The sequence below is a fragment of the Streptomyces sp. MAI_2237 genome (assembly GCF_054189285.1).
On sequence record NZ_JAJPGQ010000005.1, the window covers coordinates 1 to 15,395 of the forward strand.

13 protein-coding genes are annotated in these 15,395 nt (G+C 74.6%); 5 read left to right on the forward strand and 8 right to left on the reverse strand.

All coding sequences use genetic code 11. The features are described from left to right. Positions 1–1,590, reverse strand: a 1,590-nt coding sequence (locus tag LN251_RS28075; RefSeq protein WP_458246987.1) for an FAD-dependent monooxygenase, incomplete at its 3' end; no start/stop codon positions are given. A 167-nt stretch (positions 1,591–1,757) separates the two neighbouring features. Between LN251_RS28075 and LN251_RS28080 the strand changes: the two genes are divergently transcribed. Further along, positions 1,758–2,246, forward strand: coding sequence for a nuclear transport factor 2 family protein (locus tag LN251_RS28080; protein WP_458246968.1), 489 nt, complete (start codon positions 1,758–1,760; stop codon positions 2,244–2,246). Positions 2,247–2,646: 400 nt separating this feature from the next. Here LN251_RS28080 and LN251_RS28085 read toward each other — a convergent pair whose 3' ends face one another. The 5 genes from LN251_RS28085 to LN251_RS28105 all read right to left on the reverse strand — a co-directional run bounded on the left by LN251_RS28085 (position 2,647) and on the right by LN251_RS28105 (position 9,568). Beyond that, positions 2,647–3,081 (reverse strand): pyridoxamine 5'-phosphate oxidase family protein, encoded by a 435-nt coding sequence (locus LN251_RS28085; protein WP_458246969.1) that lies wholly within the window; start codon positions 3,079–3,081, stop codon positions 2,647–2,649. 73 nt (positions 3,082–3,154) lie between these two features. Further along, a complete protein-coding gene (locus LN251_RS28090; protein ID WP_458246988.1) occupies positions 3,155–4,582 on the reverse strand; it encodes a condensation domain-containing protein in 1,428 nt (475 codons plus the stop codon). A 1,301-nt stretch (positions 4,583–5,883) separates the two neighbouring features. Next, the gene (locus LN251_RS28095) at positions 5,884–6,666 is read right to left on the reverse strand and encodes a 4'-phosphopantetheinyl transferase family protein (protein WP_458246971.1); all 783 of its coding nucleotides are present in this window, start codon (positions 6,664–6,666) and stop codon (positions 5,884–5,886) included. A gap of 29 nt (positions 6,667–6,695) precedes the next feature. Further along, positions 6,696–8,618, reverse strand: coding sequence for an acyl-CoA dehydrogenase (locus LN251_RS28100; protein ID WP_458246989.1), 1,923 nt, complete (start codon positions 8,616–8,618; stop codon positions 6,696–6,698). Then, positions 8,615–9,568: an aromatase/cyclase gene (locus LN251_RS28105; protein WP_458246973.1), complete on the reverse strand. Its 954-nt coding sequence runs from the start codon at positions 9,566–9,568 to the stop codon at positions 8,615–8,617. Before LN251_RS28105 ends, LN251_RS28100 begins: the two co-directional genes overlap by 4 nt. A gap of 393 nt (positions 9,569–9,961) precedes the next feature. On the opposite strand from LN251_RS28105, the gene LN251_RS28110 reads away from it, so the two are divergent. Then, positions 9,962–10,213: a DUF6059 family protein gene (locus LN251_RS28110; protein ID WP_458246974.1), complete on the forward strand. Its 252-nt coding sequence runs from the start codon at positions 9,962–9,964 to the stop codon at positions 10,211–10,213. Positions 10,214–10,294: 81 nt separating this feature from the next. On the opposite strand, the gene LN251_RS28115 is transcribed toward LN251_RS28110, so the two are convergent. Both LN251_RS28115 and LN251_RS28120 read right to left on the reverse strand, forming a co-directional pair. Next, a complete protein-coding gene (locus LN251_RS28115; RefSeq protein ID WP_458246975.1) occupies positions 10,295–11,539 on the reverse strand; it encodes an AfsR/SARP family transcriptional regulator in 1,245 nt (414 codons plus the stop codon). A gap of 121 nt (positions 11,540–11,660) precedes the next feature. Next, the gene (locus tag LN251_RS28120) at positions 11,661–11,861 is read right to left on the reverse strand and encodes a hypothetical protein (protein ID WP_458246976.1); all 201 of its coding nucleotides are present in this window, start codon (positions 11,859–11,861) and stop codon (positions 11,661–11,663) included. Positions 11,862–12,069: 208 nt separating this feature from the next. On the opposite strand from LN251_RS28120, the gene LN251_RS28125 reads away from it, so the two are divergent. The 3 genes from LN251_RS28125 (at position 12,070) to LN251_RS28135 (ending at position 15,270) form a co-directional block, all read left to right on the forward strand. Continuing rightward, a complete protein-coding gene (locus LN251_RS28125; RefSeq protein WP_458246977.1) occupies positions 12,070–12,891 on the forward strand; it encodes an AfsR/SARP family transcriptional regulator in 822 nt (273 codons plus the stop codon). Between the two features lie 264 nt (positions 12,892–13,155). Further along, a complete protein-coding gene (locus tag LN251_RS28130) occupies positions 13,156–13,932 on the forward strand; it encodes a thioesterase II family protein (RefSeq protein ID WP_458246978.1) in 777 nt (258 codons plus the stop codon). Between the two features lie 72 nt (positions 13,933–14,004). Further along, a complete protein-coding gene (locus LN251_RS28135) occupies positions 14,005–15,270 on the forward strand; it encodes a beta-ketoacyl-[acyl-carrier-protein] synthase family protein (protein ID WP_458246990.1) in 1,266 nt (421 codons plus the stop codon). Positions 15,271–15,395: the final 125 nt, after the last annotated feature.

A 15,395-nucleotide genomic window follows, 5' to 3' on the forward strand; every position in this document is an offset into this window, starting at 1 on the left:
AGAACAGGGGCAGGGGGCTGAGGGCCGGCGAAGCCGGCGAGGGCCGGGGCCCGGAGGAGGTGGACGGCCGGAGGCCGGGGCGGAGGGGCTGGACGGCCGGGGGCCGGGGCTGGGGGGTGTGTCAGTCGGCCGGGCCGAACCAGCGGTGCAGCGCAGGCGCCAGGCCGTCGGCGCCGGCCCCGCGGGCGCGACCCAGGCGACGTAGCCGTCGGGGCGTAGGAGGATGCCGTCCAACGGGCGCCTCGCAGTCGAAGTCGGCGGCCACCACGTCGACCCGGCCGGCCCAGTCCGGCCGCCGCCGTGCGCAGCCCGTGGTCGCGCCGAGCTCGAGCAGCACGGACGGCCGGTGTGCTGCAGGCTTGAAGCTGGAGACCTTCTCGCCGTCGACGACCAGCTCCCGCTCCGGCAGGCGCCGTCCCCAGCAGCGGGTGCTCGCCCTCCCGACGTCGTGGCGGATGTCCAGGCCGGTGACCATGCCGGCCAGCAGACGCCGCACCGAGTCGTAGCCGTCGACGAGTTCGGCGAACACCTCGCGCAGCGGGGCCATCTCCTCCCCGCCAGGTAGAGGGTGCGCTGGGCCAGCGTGTTGGTCAGGATGCGGGCGCCCACCGGGTGGCGTTCGTCGTGGTAGCTGTCCAGCAGGGCTTCGCCGGCGCGGCCCTGGACCGCCAGGGCCAGCTTCCAGCCGAGGTTGACCGCGTCCTGGATGCCCGCGCTCATCCCCTGCGCCCCGATGGGCAGATGGATGTGGGCGGCATCGCCGGCCAGGAAGATGCGGCCCTTGCGGTAGGCGGCGGCCTGCCGGCTGACGTCGGTGGTGGAGCTGACCCACAGCGGGGTGGCGCCGCTGATGTCCTCCCCCGACAGCCGCTCCAAAGGCCTCGCGACCTCCTCGAAGGTGATCGGGCCGGGGCTGGTGCGCAGCGGCTGGTCGCGGTCGAAGTAGATGACCCGGCTGCGGTCCGGGCCCAGCGGCATCACCATGACCATGCCGCCGGGCACGCGCTCGCCGCTGAACCGCGGGCGCAGCCGGATGCCGGCCACGTCGGCGAAGCGCAGTTCGATGGTGGGTTCGGTGCCGGGGAAGTCGATGCCGGCGGCCGTGCGCACCACGCTGCGGGCGCCGTCGCAACCCACCAGGTAGCGGGCGCGCAGTTCGATCTCGCCGTCCCGGTGCGGGGCCTTGACGCTCACCGCGTCTTCGTCCGTGCGCAGGCCGGTGACCTCCACGCCGCGGCGCACCTGCGCGCCCAGCTCGGCCGCCCAGCCGCCCAGGACGCCCTCGGTGCGCGCCTGCGGGATGCCGCGCGCCCCGAAGGAGCCACCCTCGATCACCTGGTAGTCCAGGCCGACCCCGCCGAAGTGACCGACGGGGATGACCCCCACCTCACCGAAACGGGCCATCAGATTCCGCTGCGCGAATTCCTCGATCGTCCGCGCCGAAAAACCCAGAGCCCTCGACTGGCGAATAGGCTCGGCGAGTTTGTCCAGCACCGTGACCGAGACTCCATTGAGTCTCAATTCACCCGCGAGCATGAGTCCGGTGGGACCGGCTCCCACCACTATGACGTCCGTATCGAAGTCGCTCATATGACCCTTCTCCCCACTGGTGTCCGGCCAGTATTGCCAGCGCCGCAGACGGCCGTAAATAGCCGCCGGTACAGGTTTTCGACCATGAAGTCCATAAGAATGCGGACTATGTCAGAGCTTTGTCAGAAGGGTTGCCGGACAAGGGGCGGAGCGCGGCATTCTCAGGTATGACCTACACCCGCAGCATTGATGAAGATGCAACGAAATCCGAGTCGCCGGCGGAATCCCGCGCCGAGATCGCCGCACTGCTGAGCCGGTATCTGCTCTCCCTCGACGACAGCGAGGACACCCTCGACGACGCCTGGGCGGCCGCCTTGTTCACCCCTGACGCGGTGGTGGCCTTCCCCATGAGCCGCCATCAGGGCCGGGCCGGTATGGCCGACTACCACGCCGCGGCGCTGTCGGCGTTCGCCGGCACCCAGCACCACGGCAGCGCCCCGCTGGTCGACCTCGACGGCGAGGAGGCCACCCTGCGCGCCAACCTGATCTCCACGCATGTGCACCACGCCCGTCAGGTGGCCGGCGGGCTGGCGCCGCTGTTCGCCACCGGCACCTTCGTCGACGGCACCGCCCGCCGCACCCCGCACGGCTGGCGCCTGTCCCGGCTGTCCTTCCGGCTGCTGTGGGCCGACGGCTCCCCCGCACCGGCGGCCTGAGCCGGCAGCACCAAGCTCCGGACCCGGGGCGGTGAACGAGCGGCATCGGGGTGCGAGCCGGGGCGGTATCGGGGTGCGAGCCGGGGTGGCGCCGGGGTTGGAGCCGGGTGGCACCACCGCCTGAACCCGCCGGCCGCCGGCGCCCAAGCCGCGAAGGACCGGGGGCTGAGCCAGGGGCACTGCCGCCTGAAACCGCCGGCTACCAGCGCCTGAAGCGAGGGAGCGCCGGGGTGTGCACTGGGGTGGTGCCAAGGCTTGAACCCGAGGGCGCCGGGTCTGCGTCGGGGTGGCCCTGGGCTGAGCGGGGTGGCGCCGGGCTGGTGAGTCGGGCGGCGCCGGCGGCCTTTCCCGCGCCGAGTGGGCCGGTGGTCCCCGTCTTTTTTGGGGGGGCCGGCCTGCTTCAGGTGTTGAGGGTGAGGACCCGGTCCACGGCGATCTCGATGACCACCCGGCCGGGCGGGTCGGGCGGCGCGGACCAGTACCGCCGCGCATACAGCTGCGCGCCCAGCGCCACCCGCGCGGGATCGCTGACCACGGTGGCGCTGCCCTCGAGCGTGATCCAGGCGAATCCGTCCACCTGGCACAGCGCGACCCGGCCGCCGGGCGCGGCGAGCAGGTTGCGGGCTTTTCGTGCGGAGGCGACCGTCATCACCCGGGCCAGGCCCGAGCGGGCGTCCCAGGTGAAGCGCACCGGCGCCACGTGCGGCGTCCCGTCCGGCCTGAGCGTGGTGAAGGCGGCGACATGCGCGGAGTCGTTCAAGAACGCCTCCGCGGAGGCGGGCAGCCGCACGGCGGGGCGTCCCGCCGCGGCGGGACGCTGCTGGGGCAAAGACATCGTCTGGCGTCCTTACGTTCACAAAAGACAGGCAGAGGCGGTCCGACGTGACCGGGCGGCGGGCGCCCGGGGGTCAGTCGATGCCGCGGACGATGGTGTCGTCCTCGTCGTCCTCGGCTCCGGCCAGCCGCAGCGGCGGGGCGCCGGGGGCCGGGCGGGTTGCGGACGCGGCCGCGCCGGATCGCGGAACGTGTGTGCGTCGTCGTGCATGGGCGCCTCCCTCGCGTCGGTCGCCCCAGGGTGTCAACGTTCGCTCGGGCGGCCCTCGATGGAGGCCGGGCCGCCCGTGGAGGGCCGCCCGAGCCGCCGGGCCGGCTGGTGTGGGGGCTGGTGTGCGGGGGCCGCGCGTGGCACCTCCTCGGTGCCCAGTACGGCCAGGACGTCGGCGACGGTGGCCTGCGGCCGGTGTCGGGCAGGTGCCGCAGCAGCCGCAGGCAGTGGGCGAGCAGCCGGCCGGCGTCGCCATCGCCGATCCGGGCCCGGTCGTGCAGGACGGCCAGTGCCAGCGAGCCGTCGGCGCCGGGGCGGGCGAGCAGGGCCAGGGGAAGCCGGTGTGCGCGCCGCCGGTGTGCTGCTGCTCGAAGCCGATCCCGGCGGCCGCCAGGCCGGCGCGCAGCGCGGCCGGCCGGCGCGGGAGGGTCTCCAGGCAGACCAGGCTGTCCGCCACGCGCGCGGTGCGGGCGTGGCCGGCCCACTGCCGCACCTGCCCGAGCGAGGCCCACTCGTAGGCGGCCATGTCCAGCGCCCGGTCGCGCAGCGCGGCCAGCAGCTGCTCCAGCCGGTGCGCCGGGGTGATCCGCACGGTCAGGGGCAGCAGCGTGCGCAGCGGCCCCACCAGCCGTTCGGCGGCGTCCAGGGCGATGCCGCGCCCCGTGGCGGTGACCGCGAAGCGGACCGTGGCCGGCGCACCGGCGGCGGCAGCGCGGTGCAGCAGCAGCGCCCACACCGCGTGCAGGACGCTGGAGTCGGACACGGCCTGGGCGGCGGCCCAGCGGTGCAGCCGCCCGGCCTCGGCCCGGCTCAAGACCGTCTCGGCGCGGCCGTTGCCGCTCTGGCCTGTCTTCGGCCCGGCCGCCGCGGGCAGCAGCACCATGCGTCCGGGCGCGGCGGCACCGCTCCAAAAGGCGCGGGCGGCGGCCGGGTCCTGGCGCTCCAGCCAGCTGGTCCAGTCCCCGATGTCCGGGCGGCGCTGGCCGCCGGGCAGGGCGCCGCCGGCGAGGTAGGCGCGGGTGAACTCCTGCTGCAAAAGCCATGCGCTCCAGGCGTCCAGCAGCGCGTGGTGGAAGGTCAGCAGCACCCGGGTCGCAGGCCCCACACCGGCGCCTCCGGGGGGCGCATCGAGCAGGGTCAGGCGCAGCGGGGCGGGACGGGCGAGGTCGAAGCCGCGCCGCCGGTCGGCCTCCAGCAGCTCCGGCCACTTAGCGCTGCCGGCGCGGTGGTGCACGACGTCGGCGCGGGCCCGGGCGTGCAGCAGGAGGTGGGGGCGGGCCGCAGGGCGCACCCGGTGCGCAGAATCGTTTCTCTGTCCACGACCGACTGCCAGGACGCGGTGAAGCGGTGCAGGTCCAGCGGCCCGCGCCACACCCACGACAGCTGCTCGAGGTGCCGGCCGCTGTGCCGGTCGGTGAAGGAGTCCAGCAGCGCCTCGTACTGCTGCCAGGTCACCGGCCGCACCGGCCGCCCCGCCCCACGCAGGCCGGCCCGGCCGGTGGGGCCGGTGCCGGCAGGCCACTGCCAGAATCGTGGGCGAGCCGGCCCTGCCATCGAAACACCCTCCTCCACGGTCCGCTCCCCCGCTGCACGGGCAGGTCACCGGGCCGGGGGGAACCGGCGGCCCGGGGGCGTGCCCCTGCCCGGCCCATCATGGGGCGGCCCGCACACATGCCGCTGACCGTGCGCTGACACCCCTTCAGGACCGCCCCTGGGCGGCTCGAGCCCGGCCGGGCCGCACCTGCGGCCGGGGCGAGGTGGTGTGCGGGTTCAGATCGCCACCGCGCGGGGAGGGGCGGTGAGGGGTGCGGGCGTGCGGGGTGAGCAGGGCCCGTGGTGTGCTGTGCTCGGTGTTCCTGGCCGCACCCCGTGGGGCGGTCGTCTTCGCCGGGCAGGGGGGTGCCGTCCGGTGAGGACGGACTTGCGGGGTGGGCAGGGGGTGTGGGTTCACGGTCGGCGCTTCGAAAGTGCGGCGGACGGCATGGATCCACCGGTCCGAGACGACGGCGGCCGTGAGTCCTTCACGGACCGTCCCCTCACGGTGGGCGAGGCCTTCGGGGGCGGCGAGAACATCTCCGCGGCCCGCCGTCCGGCCCGCTCGTTGCTGGCAGATGTGCACCGGGTGCACGGTGTGCCGGTGCCCGACCGCGCCGTGGGTGGCTGGTGGTCAGCGAGCGGGTGGCCAACGCCCGCACATACGCGCCGGGCCCCTGCCGGCTGACCCTGGAGGCCGGTGACGGCGCGGTGGAGGTGACGGTGTGGGACAGCGACCCGTCCCTGTCCGTGGCTCAGGGACCCGACCGACCGGGTGGGCCGGCACGGCCTGGAGATGGTCATGGCCCTGTGCCGGAGTCTCGAGAGGCACCGCGAGCCCGTCGGCAAGCGCATCGTGGCCGCCGTCATGCTGGCAGAGCGCCCGCTCGCAGACGAAGCCAGTGAGCAAGTCTCCTGACCCGGCGGCCGGGTCCGTCTCGCTGTGCCGCCGTGCGGCGGCACCTGCCTCGCCGCACGATGGCCGGCCGCACGGTGCGGGGCGCGGTGCAGGGGGGTGGGGCCCGGTGGTGTTCGCCGCCGGTGCCGGGAACAGCGCCATCAGTGCGTGCCGGTCGGGGGGTCCATCGCGGACAGCAGTGCCGGGTCGAGCATGGTGTGCACGGACATGTCGCCCGCCGGGCTCAGTCCGGCGTCGTGGCAGGCGGCGCTGAGCAGGTAGCGCTCCAGCACCCGGTGGGTGGCAAAGCCCCACTCCCCGCGGGTGGCGGTGCTGCCGTCGGGAGCCAGCAGCCGGCCGCCGCGGCTGAAGCCGAACTCCTGAAAGCCCAGCCGCATGCCCTGCCCGAGCGCCTTGGTGTAGGCCTCCTTCAGCGTCCACAGCCGCAGCACGTAGGCGGTCCGTTCGTGCTGCGGCAGGGCGGCGATCTCCTGGGACTCCGCGGGAGTGAGCACCCGGGAGGTGAGCAGGTCCAGGCGCACGAAGCGGTCCGCGAACTCCACGTCCACGCCGATCCGGCCGGTGCGGCTGAGCCCGACCGCCAGCAGGTCCCCGGTGTGGCTCAGGCTCACCTCCAGCTGGTCGAAGCCGCGCAGATAGGGCCGGCCGCCCAGGCCGTAGGCGAGGTCGAGGTACTCGGGCGGCAGGTTCAGGGCGGCGGCGGCCGTGTACTTGATCAGCAGCCGGGCGGCTGCGAAGCGGTGGCGCACCCGGGGATCGGCGGTGCCCCGGTAGCGGTCCCAGTCCGCGCCGATCAGCTCGGGCAGCCGCGGGTGGGTCAGCACACTGGGCAGCCACTCGGTCCACGTCGTGTACACCAGCGCGTTGCCGCGCTGGGCGAGGTCGTCCCGGACGGTGTGCCAGGGGCCTGCCGGCCTGGGCACGTGAAGAGGCTGGGCGCAGGTGACCTGGCTCATCGTCCTCCTTGTGGCGGTCGTGTCGCGCTGTGCCGTCCCACCCGGGCCCGGCAGGCCGGGTGCGGGGGTGGTGTCCCCCACTGCCCTGCGGCCGGCCGGGTCGGGCCGCTCGGATGCGGGCCGGGTCCGGGACTGGGAGGGGGTGCGGATCTGGGTTGGGGGTGAGGGGGCATCAGCCGGCCAGGGGGGTTGCGTACAAGTCGAGGCTGCGTTGGTCGCGGCAGCGTTGGAGGACCTCGGCCAGGACCGCGGGCCTGCGCGGGGGCGGGAAGGTCGGGCACCTGGAGGCCGAGTCTGCGGCCCAGGCGGGTCAGGGCCACCACGGCCCAGGCCGGGTCGGCGAGGAAGCTGCCGTCGTCGGCCTGCTCCCACACGCCCAGGCAGGCGGCGGCGGCCAGGATCAGGGCGTAGCGGTCGGCCAGTACGCAGGCCAGGGGGTCGAAGGCGGTGCCGGTGGCGCCGGGCAGTGCCGCGCACCGCTTTTGCAGGGTCTTCAGCTCCGTGACGAAGCGGTGCGCGAGGTGGGCCAGCGCGGTGGGGACGGGGCCGGGGCGGGGGTGGGTGGTGAGGCGTTCGGCGGCGGCGACGAGCGTGGCCGAGAGCAGGTCGCCGCTGCCGAAGTGGGCGAGCGTGTGGTGGTCGAAGGCGGGCAGCGGCGTGCCGGGCCGAAACAGCTGTGCGGGTGGCTCGGCGGCGGTGAACCAGGTGGTGCGGGCCAGCCGCGGCAGCTGGGGCACCAGGACCGCCTGGCACACGGCGGTGCCGGAGTGTCCCAGGCCGGCCACCGGCAGGTCCCGGGCGAGTTTCTGAAAGCCCCCGTAGATGGGGCCGCGGTCGTAGCCGCGGGCGCCGAGCACGGCGGCCAGTTCCTCCAGGTCCTCGCGCAGCATGTCGGGCATCGTGTATTTGACGGCCGCGGCGGGCAGGTAGGCGTCCTGCGGGGCCAGGCTCAGGGCGCGCAGGCCGGTGACGGCCATGGCGTCGCAGGCGAGCAGGTCGGCGAAGACCCCGGCGAGGGTCTTGTGCCAGCGCCGGGCCGGCTGTTGGTCGGTGCGGTGTTCGGTGGCCGCGCGGACCGCCTGGCGCAGCACGCTGTCGACGCCGGCGAGGACGGTGGCGGGCACCAGGCAGTGGCTGATCTGGAAGCTGCGCAAAGCCAGCGGCACGCCGTCGCCGACCGCGCCGACGACGGCCGAGCCGGGCACGGTGACGTCGCTCAGTTCGATGCCGTGGAAGCGGGCGCTGCGCATGCCCGGGGTCGCCACCCGTGCGGTGCGCACCACCCGGCCGGTGGCGGGTGGCTGGGGTCCGAGCAACAGCACCGAGTGGCTGGAGGGGCCGTCCTTCTCGGCGGTGCGGCAGTAGGTGACGAACACCTCGGTGCGGTCGGCGTTGATGACGGCGTCCTTGCGGCCGTTGACGACGAAGCCGCCCTCGCCGGTGGGGGTGGCGGTCAGTTCGTTACGCAAGATGGCGTTGGCGTGGGCGACCTGGCGGTGCACGATCGCCACCCGGCCGCCCTCCAGCAGCACCCGGGCCAGGGTGTGCTGCTGGGCGCCGTTCCCGGCGGTCCACACCGAGGACGCGGCGAACAGCGAGGTGATGCCGAAGCCGTAGCCCAGGGCGAGGTCGCGGCGGAAGACCGGGCGCAGCACCCGGGCCAGGCGCTCCAGGTCGCTCAGGCACCCGCCCAGATGGGCCGGCACGAACTCGGCGTGCAGGCCCGCCCGCATCAGCAGTGCCTCGGTGGCCTCGGGCACGGCGCGGGCGTCGTCGGCGCGCAGCAGCGCCAGCTGCCCGTGGGGGTTGGCCGGGTCGGCGGGATCGCCCAGGGCCGCCTCCAGCCGGGCCGCCTGCCCCGGTTCAGCACCGGGGGCGGGCAGGCGACGGGCGGCGGCGGGGTGCGGGGCGGCGCTCACAGGATGCGGACCGCGCCGGTGGCGTGCCGCGCGGCCCGGTGCAGCACCACCAGGCCGGCGGCGCCGAGTTCCTCGCGCAGCCGGCCGCGGGCGTCCTGGACCGTGGCGTCGAGGCCCGGGACGGGGGCGATGGCGTCCTCGCGGAGCAGCACGGTGTGCCGGGCGCGCACCGTGACGCCGGACTCGTCGGGATCCACGCACCACTCGCCGGTGTGGGAGGCCAGCAGGGGCGCGGTGCGGGTCTGCTTGTACACGATCCGCCCGGCGGCGGGAAAGCACATACGCACCGACTCGGTGGAGTGGACGGTGCCGTCGGCGCCGACACTGGCCATGGCCATCGTCTGCACACCCGGGCTGTCCTCGGCCAGGTGCACGCTGTGCACGTGCGGCAGCCGGTCGGGCCACTGTGCGGCCCGGTACAAGAAGTCGTAGACGACTTCGGCGGGCCCCTTGAGGGCGATCGTGTCCTCGAAGGAGAGCACCAGGTCGTCCAGGCGCGGCCAGCGCTCGGCCAGCCAGGCCAGGCGGTCCAGCTGGGCGCGGCTGTTGGCCTGGGTGATCCGGGTGAGCCGGGCGACGTCGTCGGGGGCGTCACCGCGGACACTGAAGGCGTGGGCGAGGGTGACCTGACAGCGGTCGCCCAGCGGCTGGACGGTCCACACCCCGCTCATGGAATCCACCGGGGCGGCGGGGACCTCGTGAGAAAACTCCACCCGGTGGCGGCCGACGTCCAGGCGGCGGCTGGTGACCCAGGAGGCGATCGCGCCGCCCGCGTCGGCCCACATCCGCAGCCGCTCATGAGTGCCGTCGAAGTCCAGCTGCTCCACATGCAGACAGGGCGCGAAGAACAGCGGCCACTGGGTGGCATCGGCGATCAGCCCGTACAACACGCCGGCCGGGGCCGATGCGGTCACTTCCGACACCACCCGGTGCACGCGCGTATCCGTCATCCTCACACCCCTTGTGTCGTTCCATTGCGGCTCATTGCGGCTCATTGCGGCTCCTGCACGGCCGCCGAAGGGCCGGCGGCCGCACCCCGCCGCCCGGCCGCCCGGCCCTTCGGCGGCCGCCACGGCGATGCTGTCCGGAACCGCTCGACAGGCGGCCGCACGCCACTCGCGTCCGGCTCGAACACCCCCGCCCCCAGGGCAGGCGGGCGGGCGCGGCCGCGCCGTGGTTGAGCAGGCCCGGCCCGATGCCGGCGGGGCGCTGCGGCGGCCGGGCGGGCGGGGCGCGCCCCAGCCGCGCTCCAGCGCCGCTGGGCGTTTCCTCGACCCCCACGGCGCACGGTGGCTTCCCCCTACCGCCCGGACGGCGGCGGGGAGGAGGAAAGGAGCACACCCGTGGGACGGCAGGACGGCTTTTGCGCATACCGGTATCTGCGCGGCGTCTGGGACGGCCTGGTCGCCGTGGGCATGCTGCACACCCTCGGCGTCACCGACCCCGAGATGCACGTGCGCCACAGCGCGCTGTACCACGACCCGCCCGCCGGGCACCCCGAACAACTCCTGCCCGAGACCGGACTGACCCCACTGGAACACCGCCTGGCCCAGGAGATGGACCGGCCCCGGCCGGGACGCCGCTGGGCCGCCTGAACCAGAGTGAGCACCGGCTCTGCAGACCAAAGGGGGCGGTCGGCAAGGAGGGCCGGTGCCGGGGAGCGCCGCGCGGTGGTGTCACGGTGCGGGTGCGCGCCAGGCGGTGAGGCGGTCGAGGCGGTCGGTCACATCCCGCTGTTCGCGGGCGAGGGTTTCCAGGCGGTGGCGCAGCTGGGCGATCTCCTCGTGCAGCAGCCGCAGGTCGAGGTCGCCGTCGCCCGCCCCTTGCGGCCCGCCCGGCGGCGCTGTGTGTGCTTCGTGCGGTGTCGGTGCGGATGGGTCGGCGGGGCGCCATGCGCGTGTCCCGGTCCCGCTGGGGCGGCCGGCGGGCGGCGGGCCGTCCCCGCGGCCCTCCCGCCGGGTGCGGGGCCGGGTGTGGGGCGGGGTGGGGTGCGGGGCGGGTGTGTGCTGGTCCTGGGGGCGGTCGTAGGGGGTGTGGCCGTCTATTGGGCTGTCGTCGGCGGGGGGCGGGAGCGGTGGCGGGGCGGTCGGGTGGGGTGCCGGGTCGGGGCGGCGGTGGAGGATGGCCTGCATGCGGGCGTGCAGCAGCGGGCCCGGTTCGATGCCCAACTCGTGCAGGAGCCTGCGGCGGGCCTGTTCGTAGACGGCGAGGGCCTCGGCCTGGCGGCCGGTGCGGTGCAGTGCGCTCATCAGCAGTTCGTAGAAGCGTTCGCGCAGCGGGTGGGCGGCCGTCAGTTCCTGCAGTTCCGCGGTGAGCCGGCGGTGCTGGCCCAGGCGCAGGCAGGTGTCGTAGAGCTCTTCCAGGGCCAGCAGCCGGTTCTCCTCCAGCAGGGCGGCCTCGGTGGAGCAGATGGTGCCGCGCCCGCAGCCTTCCAGGGCCGGTCCGCGCCACAGGGCCAGCGCCTGGCGCAGGAGGCGTTGGGCGCGGGCGGGTTCGGCGGCGGCCTGGGTGCGTGCCTGGGTGAGCAGGCACGCAAAGCGCTGGGCGTCGGTGGGGGTGCGGCCCGCGTGCAGGACGTAGCCCAGCGGGTGGGTCACCAGCCACGCATGCTCGCGCCGGGCCGCGGCCGGCCCGCCGGCGGGCGGGGGCGCGCCGGCGGGCGGGGGCGGTGGGGCGGCGGGCGGGGGCGGTGGGGGCAGCAGCCGTCGCAGCCGGGCGATGTGGGCCTGGAGGGCGTTGGCGGCGCCGGCCGGGGGGCGTTCGGCCCACAGTTCGTCGACGAGCCGGTCGACGGGCACCACCTGGCCGGCCTTGACGGTGAGGGCTCCCAGCAGGGCCCGCTGCTTGGCACCCGTGGGCACCCAGGCCGTCCCGGTGCGGTCGTCGTAGATCTCGACCGGACCCAGAATCCTCAATTCCATCGCGTCCTCACCGGGCCGACGAGCCTTAAATCCGCCGTGTGCACGATAACGGCAGGCTGCGGCGGGAAAGGCGTTCGGCGGCGGTTTGCGGCCCGCCAGTGGACTATTCCTCGAGGGATCTTCAGGAGGGTGCGGCGCATCCCTGGAGAAAACCTCCCCCGCAAGCGAGGCGCTGATAGGCGCCGAGCACGTGAGCCAGCTCGGCGTCGGGCACGTGCGGCAGGAACTGATCCCTGCCCCGCCCGGCCAGACGGCCCAACAGGCCCTGAACGAGCGGGTTGATGGCGGGCGCGTGCCGCGCCTGCACCGCATGGCTCTCCATGGCCGAAAAGCTAGCCGCCCGCCCTGCAGCCGCGCCCCGCATCCCGCTCGAGCGGGACTCGAACATTCCTTGCACCTCGCTCCGTGAAATGTATGGATCCCCTCGCGATCGGACCGCATCAATCACCTGCGGCCCCAAAAAGCGACAGTATTTTGAGCCCAGCTCGACGCTCTGATCCGATGGCCGCCTTTACGGCGCGGAGGGAATCATGAACATAAAAGTCCTGGGTGCGTTGAATGCCGAAGTCAACGGAATATCGATCGTGCCGACCGCGGGCAAGCCGCGCCAGGTACTGGCGCTGCTGGCCCTGTCCCCGGGCCGGGTGGTGCCGGTACCGACGATCATGGAGGAGATCTGGGGCTCGGAACTCCCCCAGAGCTCGCTGACCACACTGCAGACCTACATCCTGCAGCTGCGCCGGCTGCTGGGCACCGCCATGGGCCCCGACGTGCCCGGCTCGGCCAAGGACGTGCTCGCCACCCGTTATGGCGGCTATCTGCTGCAGATCCCCACCGACGCGGTCGACGTCTACCGCTACGAACGCCTGGTCCTGGAGGGCCGCCAGGCCTTCGAGGAGGGCGAGGACGCCCGCGCCGCCGCGCTGCTGCGCCAGGCACTGGATCTGTGGGAGGGACCGGCGCTGGTGGACGTGCGGGTCGGGCCGATCCTGGAGATCGAGGTGATGCGGCTGGAACAGAGCCGCCTGGTCGCCCAGGAACGGCGCATCGACGCCGACCTGCGGCTGGGCCGGCATGTGGAACTGCTCGCGGAACTGACGGACCTGGTGGCCCGCCACCCCCAGCACGAGGGACTGCACTCGCAGGCCATGGTCGCGCTGTACCGCTCGGGCCGGCAGGCCGCCGCCCTCGACGTCTACCGCCGGCTGCGCCACCGCCTGATCGACGAACTCGGCGTGGAACCCTCCCCGCAGCTGCAAAGGCTGCACCAGGCGATGCTCGCCGTCGACCCCCGCCTGGACATCATCGCCGGCCCGCGACGCACCTCCACCTTCGACCTGTACGCCGCCTGACCGCACCGCCCCTGCACCCCGGCCGGCGGCCGGTGGGGTGCCCCAGTGCGGGTGTGCAGCCGTGCGGGAGCGGCTGCAATGGCGCGCGCCGGGGGGCGGGCGGGGGTGATGAGCGGCGCGGTCGAGCGCCGCCCGAGCCCGGGTTGCCAAGCTCGGCCGACCGGGCGCGGCAGTGATCGTGCCTCCCGCCCGGGCGGGAGGGCCCGATCCGGCACGGGGCCGGATGGGGCGAGAGGCGAGCAGTGAGAGGGGACGGGGAGGGACATGGCTTCGCGGACGCAGGCCGGCACGGCGGGAGGCGGGCGGGTCAGGCTGTACTGCCTGGCCCACGCGGGGGCGGGCGTGAGCAGCTATCGCACCTGGCCCGCGGCCCTGTCCCCGGCGATCGACGTTCTCGCCCTGCCGCTGCCGGGCCGGGACGGCCGGCGCCGCGAGCCGCGGGTGACCAGCCGTGACGCCCTGCTGGCCGACCTGCTGCCCACCCTGCTGCAGGGGGCCGAAAAGGGGCCGTATGCGCTGTACGGGCACAGCCTGGGCGCGCTGGTCGCCTACACCCTGACCCGGGCGCTGGAGGAGGTGGGGGCGCCGGCGCCGCTGCTGCTGGCGGTGGGCGCCTGTCTGCCCCCGCACACCGCGACCGCCCTGGTGAGCGCCGCCGACCTGCCCGAGGAGGACCTGCTGCCCCTGCTGGGGGATCTCGGCTCGCTGCCCGCGGGAGCGGCCGGTGGTCCGGGCGGGCTGTGGCGCCGGACGGTGCTGCCGGTGCTCCGCGACGACCTGCGGCTGGCCCGCTCCCTGCGCCGGGCCGCACTGGATGAGGCCACCGGCGGCCCCGTGGCCTGCCCGGTGGTCGTCTTCGGCGGCAGCCAGGACCCCCTCGCGGCCCCCGAATCGCTGGGCACCTGGCAGCAGTGGGCCAGCGGACCGATCACCCGGCACACCGTGACCGGCGATCACTTCTTCGCCCCCCACGCGGAACTGCCACAGCTGGTGGGCCAGGCCTGCCGGCACCAGCTGGCCCTGCAGGGGAAAACCCGATGAGACCGATCGCCCTCACCAGGGCGGGGCACGGCCTATGACAGGGGCCGTCATCACAGAGCCGGGGGAAGACCGATGAGACGGGTCGTCGTCACCGGGGTGGGGGTGGTGGCGCCGGGCGCGGTGGGCACGCACGCCTTCTGGTCGCTGCTGACCGCGGGCCGCACCGCCACCCGCACCATCACCCTCTTCGACGCCTCCACCCGCCGCTCCCGCATCGCCGCCGAAGTCGACTTCCACCCTGCGGCCCACGGCTTCTCCCGCCCCGAGAGCGAACGCCTGGACCGGACCGCTCAGTTCGCCCTGGTCAGCGCGCGCGAGGCGATGGCCGACAGCGGCCTGGACAACACCGGCGACCCACTACGCCGGGGAGTGAGCCTGGGCAGCGCGATCGGCTGCACCACCGCCCTGGCCACCCAGTACGCCCTGCTCAGCAACTGCGGCACCACCTGGGAAGTCGACCACACCCGGGCCGCCGACTGCCTCTACGACTACTTCGTCCCCAGCTCGCTGGCCGCCGAAGTCGCCCGCGCCCACGGGGCGCAGGGCCCGGTCGCCCTGATCTCCAGCGGCTGCACCTCCGGCCTGGACGCCATCGGACACGGCGCGGACCTGATCACCGACGGCGCCTGCGATGTGGTCCTCGCCGGCGGCGCCGAAGCCCCGATCGCGCCGATCGCCACCGCCTGCTTCGACCGCATCCGGCTGACCAGCGCCCGCAACGACGAGGCCGCCACCGCCAGCCGCCCCTTCGACCGCACCCGGGACGGCTTCGTCCTGGCCGAGGGCGCCGCCGTCCTCGTCCTGGAAGAACTCCAGCACGCCCGCCGCCGCGGCGCCCTCCCCTACGCCGAAATCGCCGGCTTCGCCTCCCTGGCCAGCGCCCACCACATCACCGCACTGCGCCCCGGCGGCCAGGACCTCGCCGCCACCATCACCACCGCCCTGAACGCGGCCCGCCTCAACCCGGTCGACGTCGACTACATCAACGCCCACGGCGCCGGCACCCGCCCCAACGACCGCCACGAAACCCACGCCTTCAAAACAGCCCTGGGCGACCACGCCCGCACCATCCCCATCAGCTCCATCAAATCCATGATCGGACACACCCTGGGAGCCGCCGGCGCCCTCGACGCCGTGGCCGGCTGCCTGACCATCCGCCACGACACCATCCCCCCCACCGCCAACCTCCACACCCCCGACCCCGCCTGCGACCTCGACTACACCCCCCTGACCGCCCGCACCCAACGCACCCACACCGTCCTCAACGTCGCCAGCGGCTTCGGCGGCCTCCACACCGCCACCCTCCTCACCCGCCCCCTCCTCCAGGCCACCCAATGACCCCCCACCACCCTCACACCCACACCCCCAGCAACCACACCCCCGGCAACCACAACCCGGACGCCGCGAGAACCCCCACCACCCCAGCGCCCCCGGCGCCCCCGGCGCGGGCGGCGCGGGCGGCG

Bases quoted from the DNA above. Each gene is read 5' to 3' on its own strand.
- LN251_RS28085 (WP_458246969.1), bottom strand. From the start codon at position 3,081: ATGTCTTTGCCCCAGCAGCGTCCCGCCGCGGCGGGACGCCCCGCCGTG.
- LN251_RS28120 (WP_458246976.1), bottom strand. From the start codon at position 11,861: ATGGAGAGCCATGCGGTGCAGGCGCGGCACGCGCCCGCCATCAACCCG.
- LN251_RS28080 (WP_458246968.1), top strand. From the start codon at position 1,758: ATGACCTACACCCGCAGCATTGATGAAGATGCAACGAAATCCGAGTCG.
- LN251_RS28130 (WP_458246978.1), top strand. From the start codon at position 13,156: ATGGCTTCGCGGACGCAGGCCGGCACGGCGGGAGGCGGGCGGGTCAGG.
- LN251_RS28115 (WP_458246975.1), bottom strand. From the start codon at position 11,539: ATGGAATTGAGGATTCTGGGTCCGGTCGAGATCTACGACGACCGCACC.
- LN251_RS28105 (WP_458246973.1), bottom strand. From the start codon at position 9,568: ATGACGGATACGCGCGTGCACCGGGTGGTGTCGGAAGTGACCGCATCG.
- LN251_RS28125 (WP_458246977.1), top strand. From the start codon at position 12,070: ATGAACATAAAAGTCCTGGGTGCGTTGAATGCCGAAGTCAACGGAATA.
- LN251_RS28135 (WP_458246990.1), top strand. From the start codon at position 14,005: ATGAGACGGGTCGTCGTCACCGGGGTGGGGGTGGTGGCGCCGGGCGCG.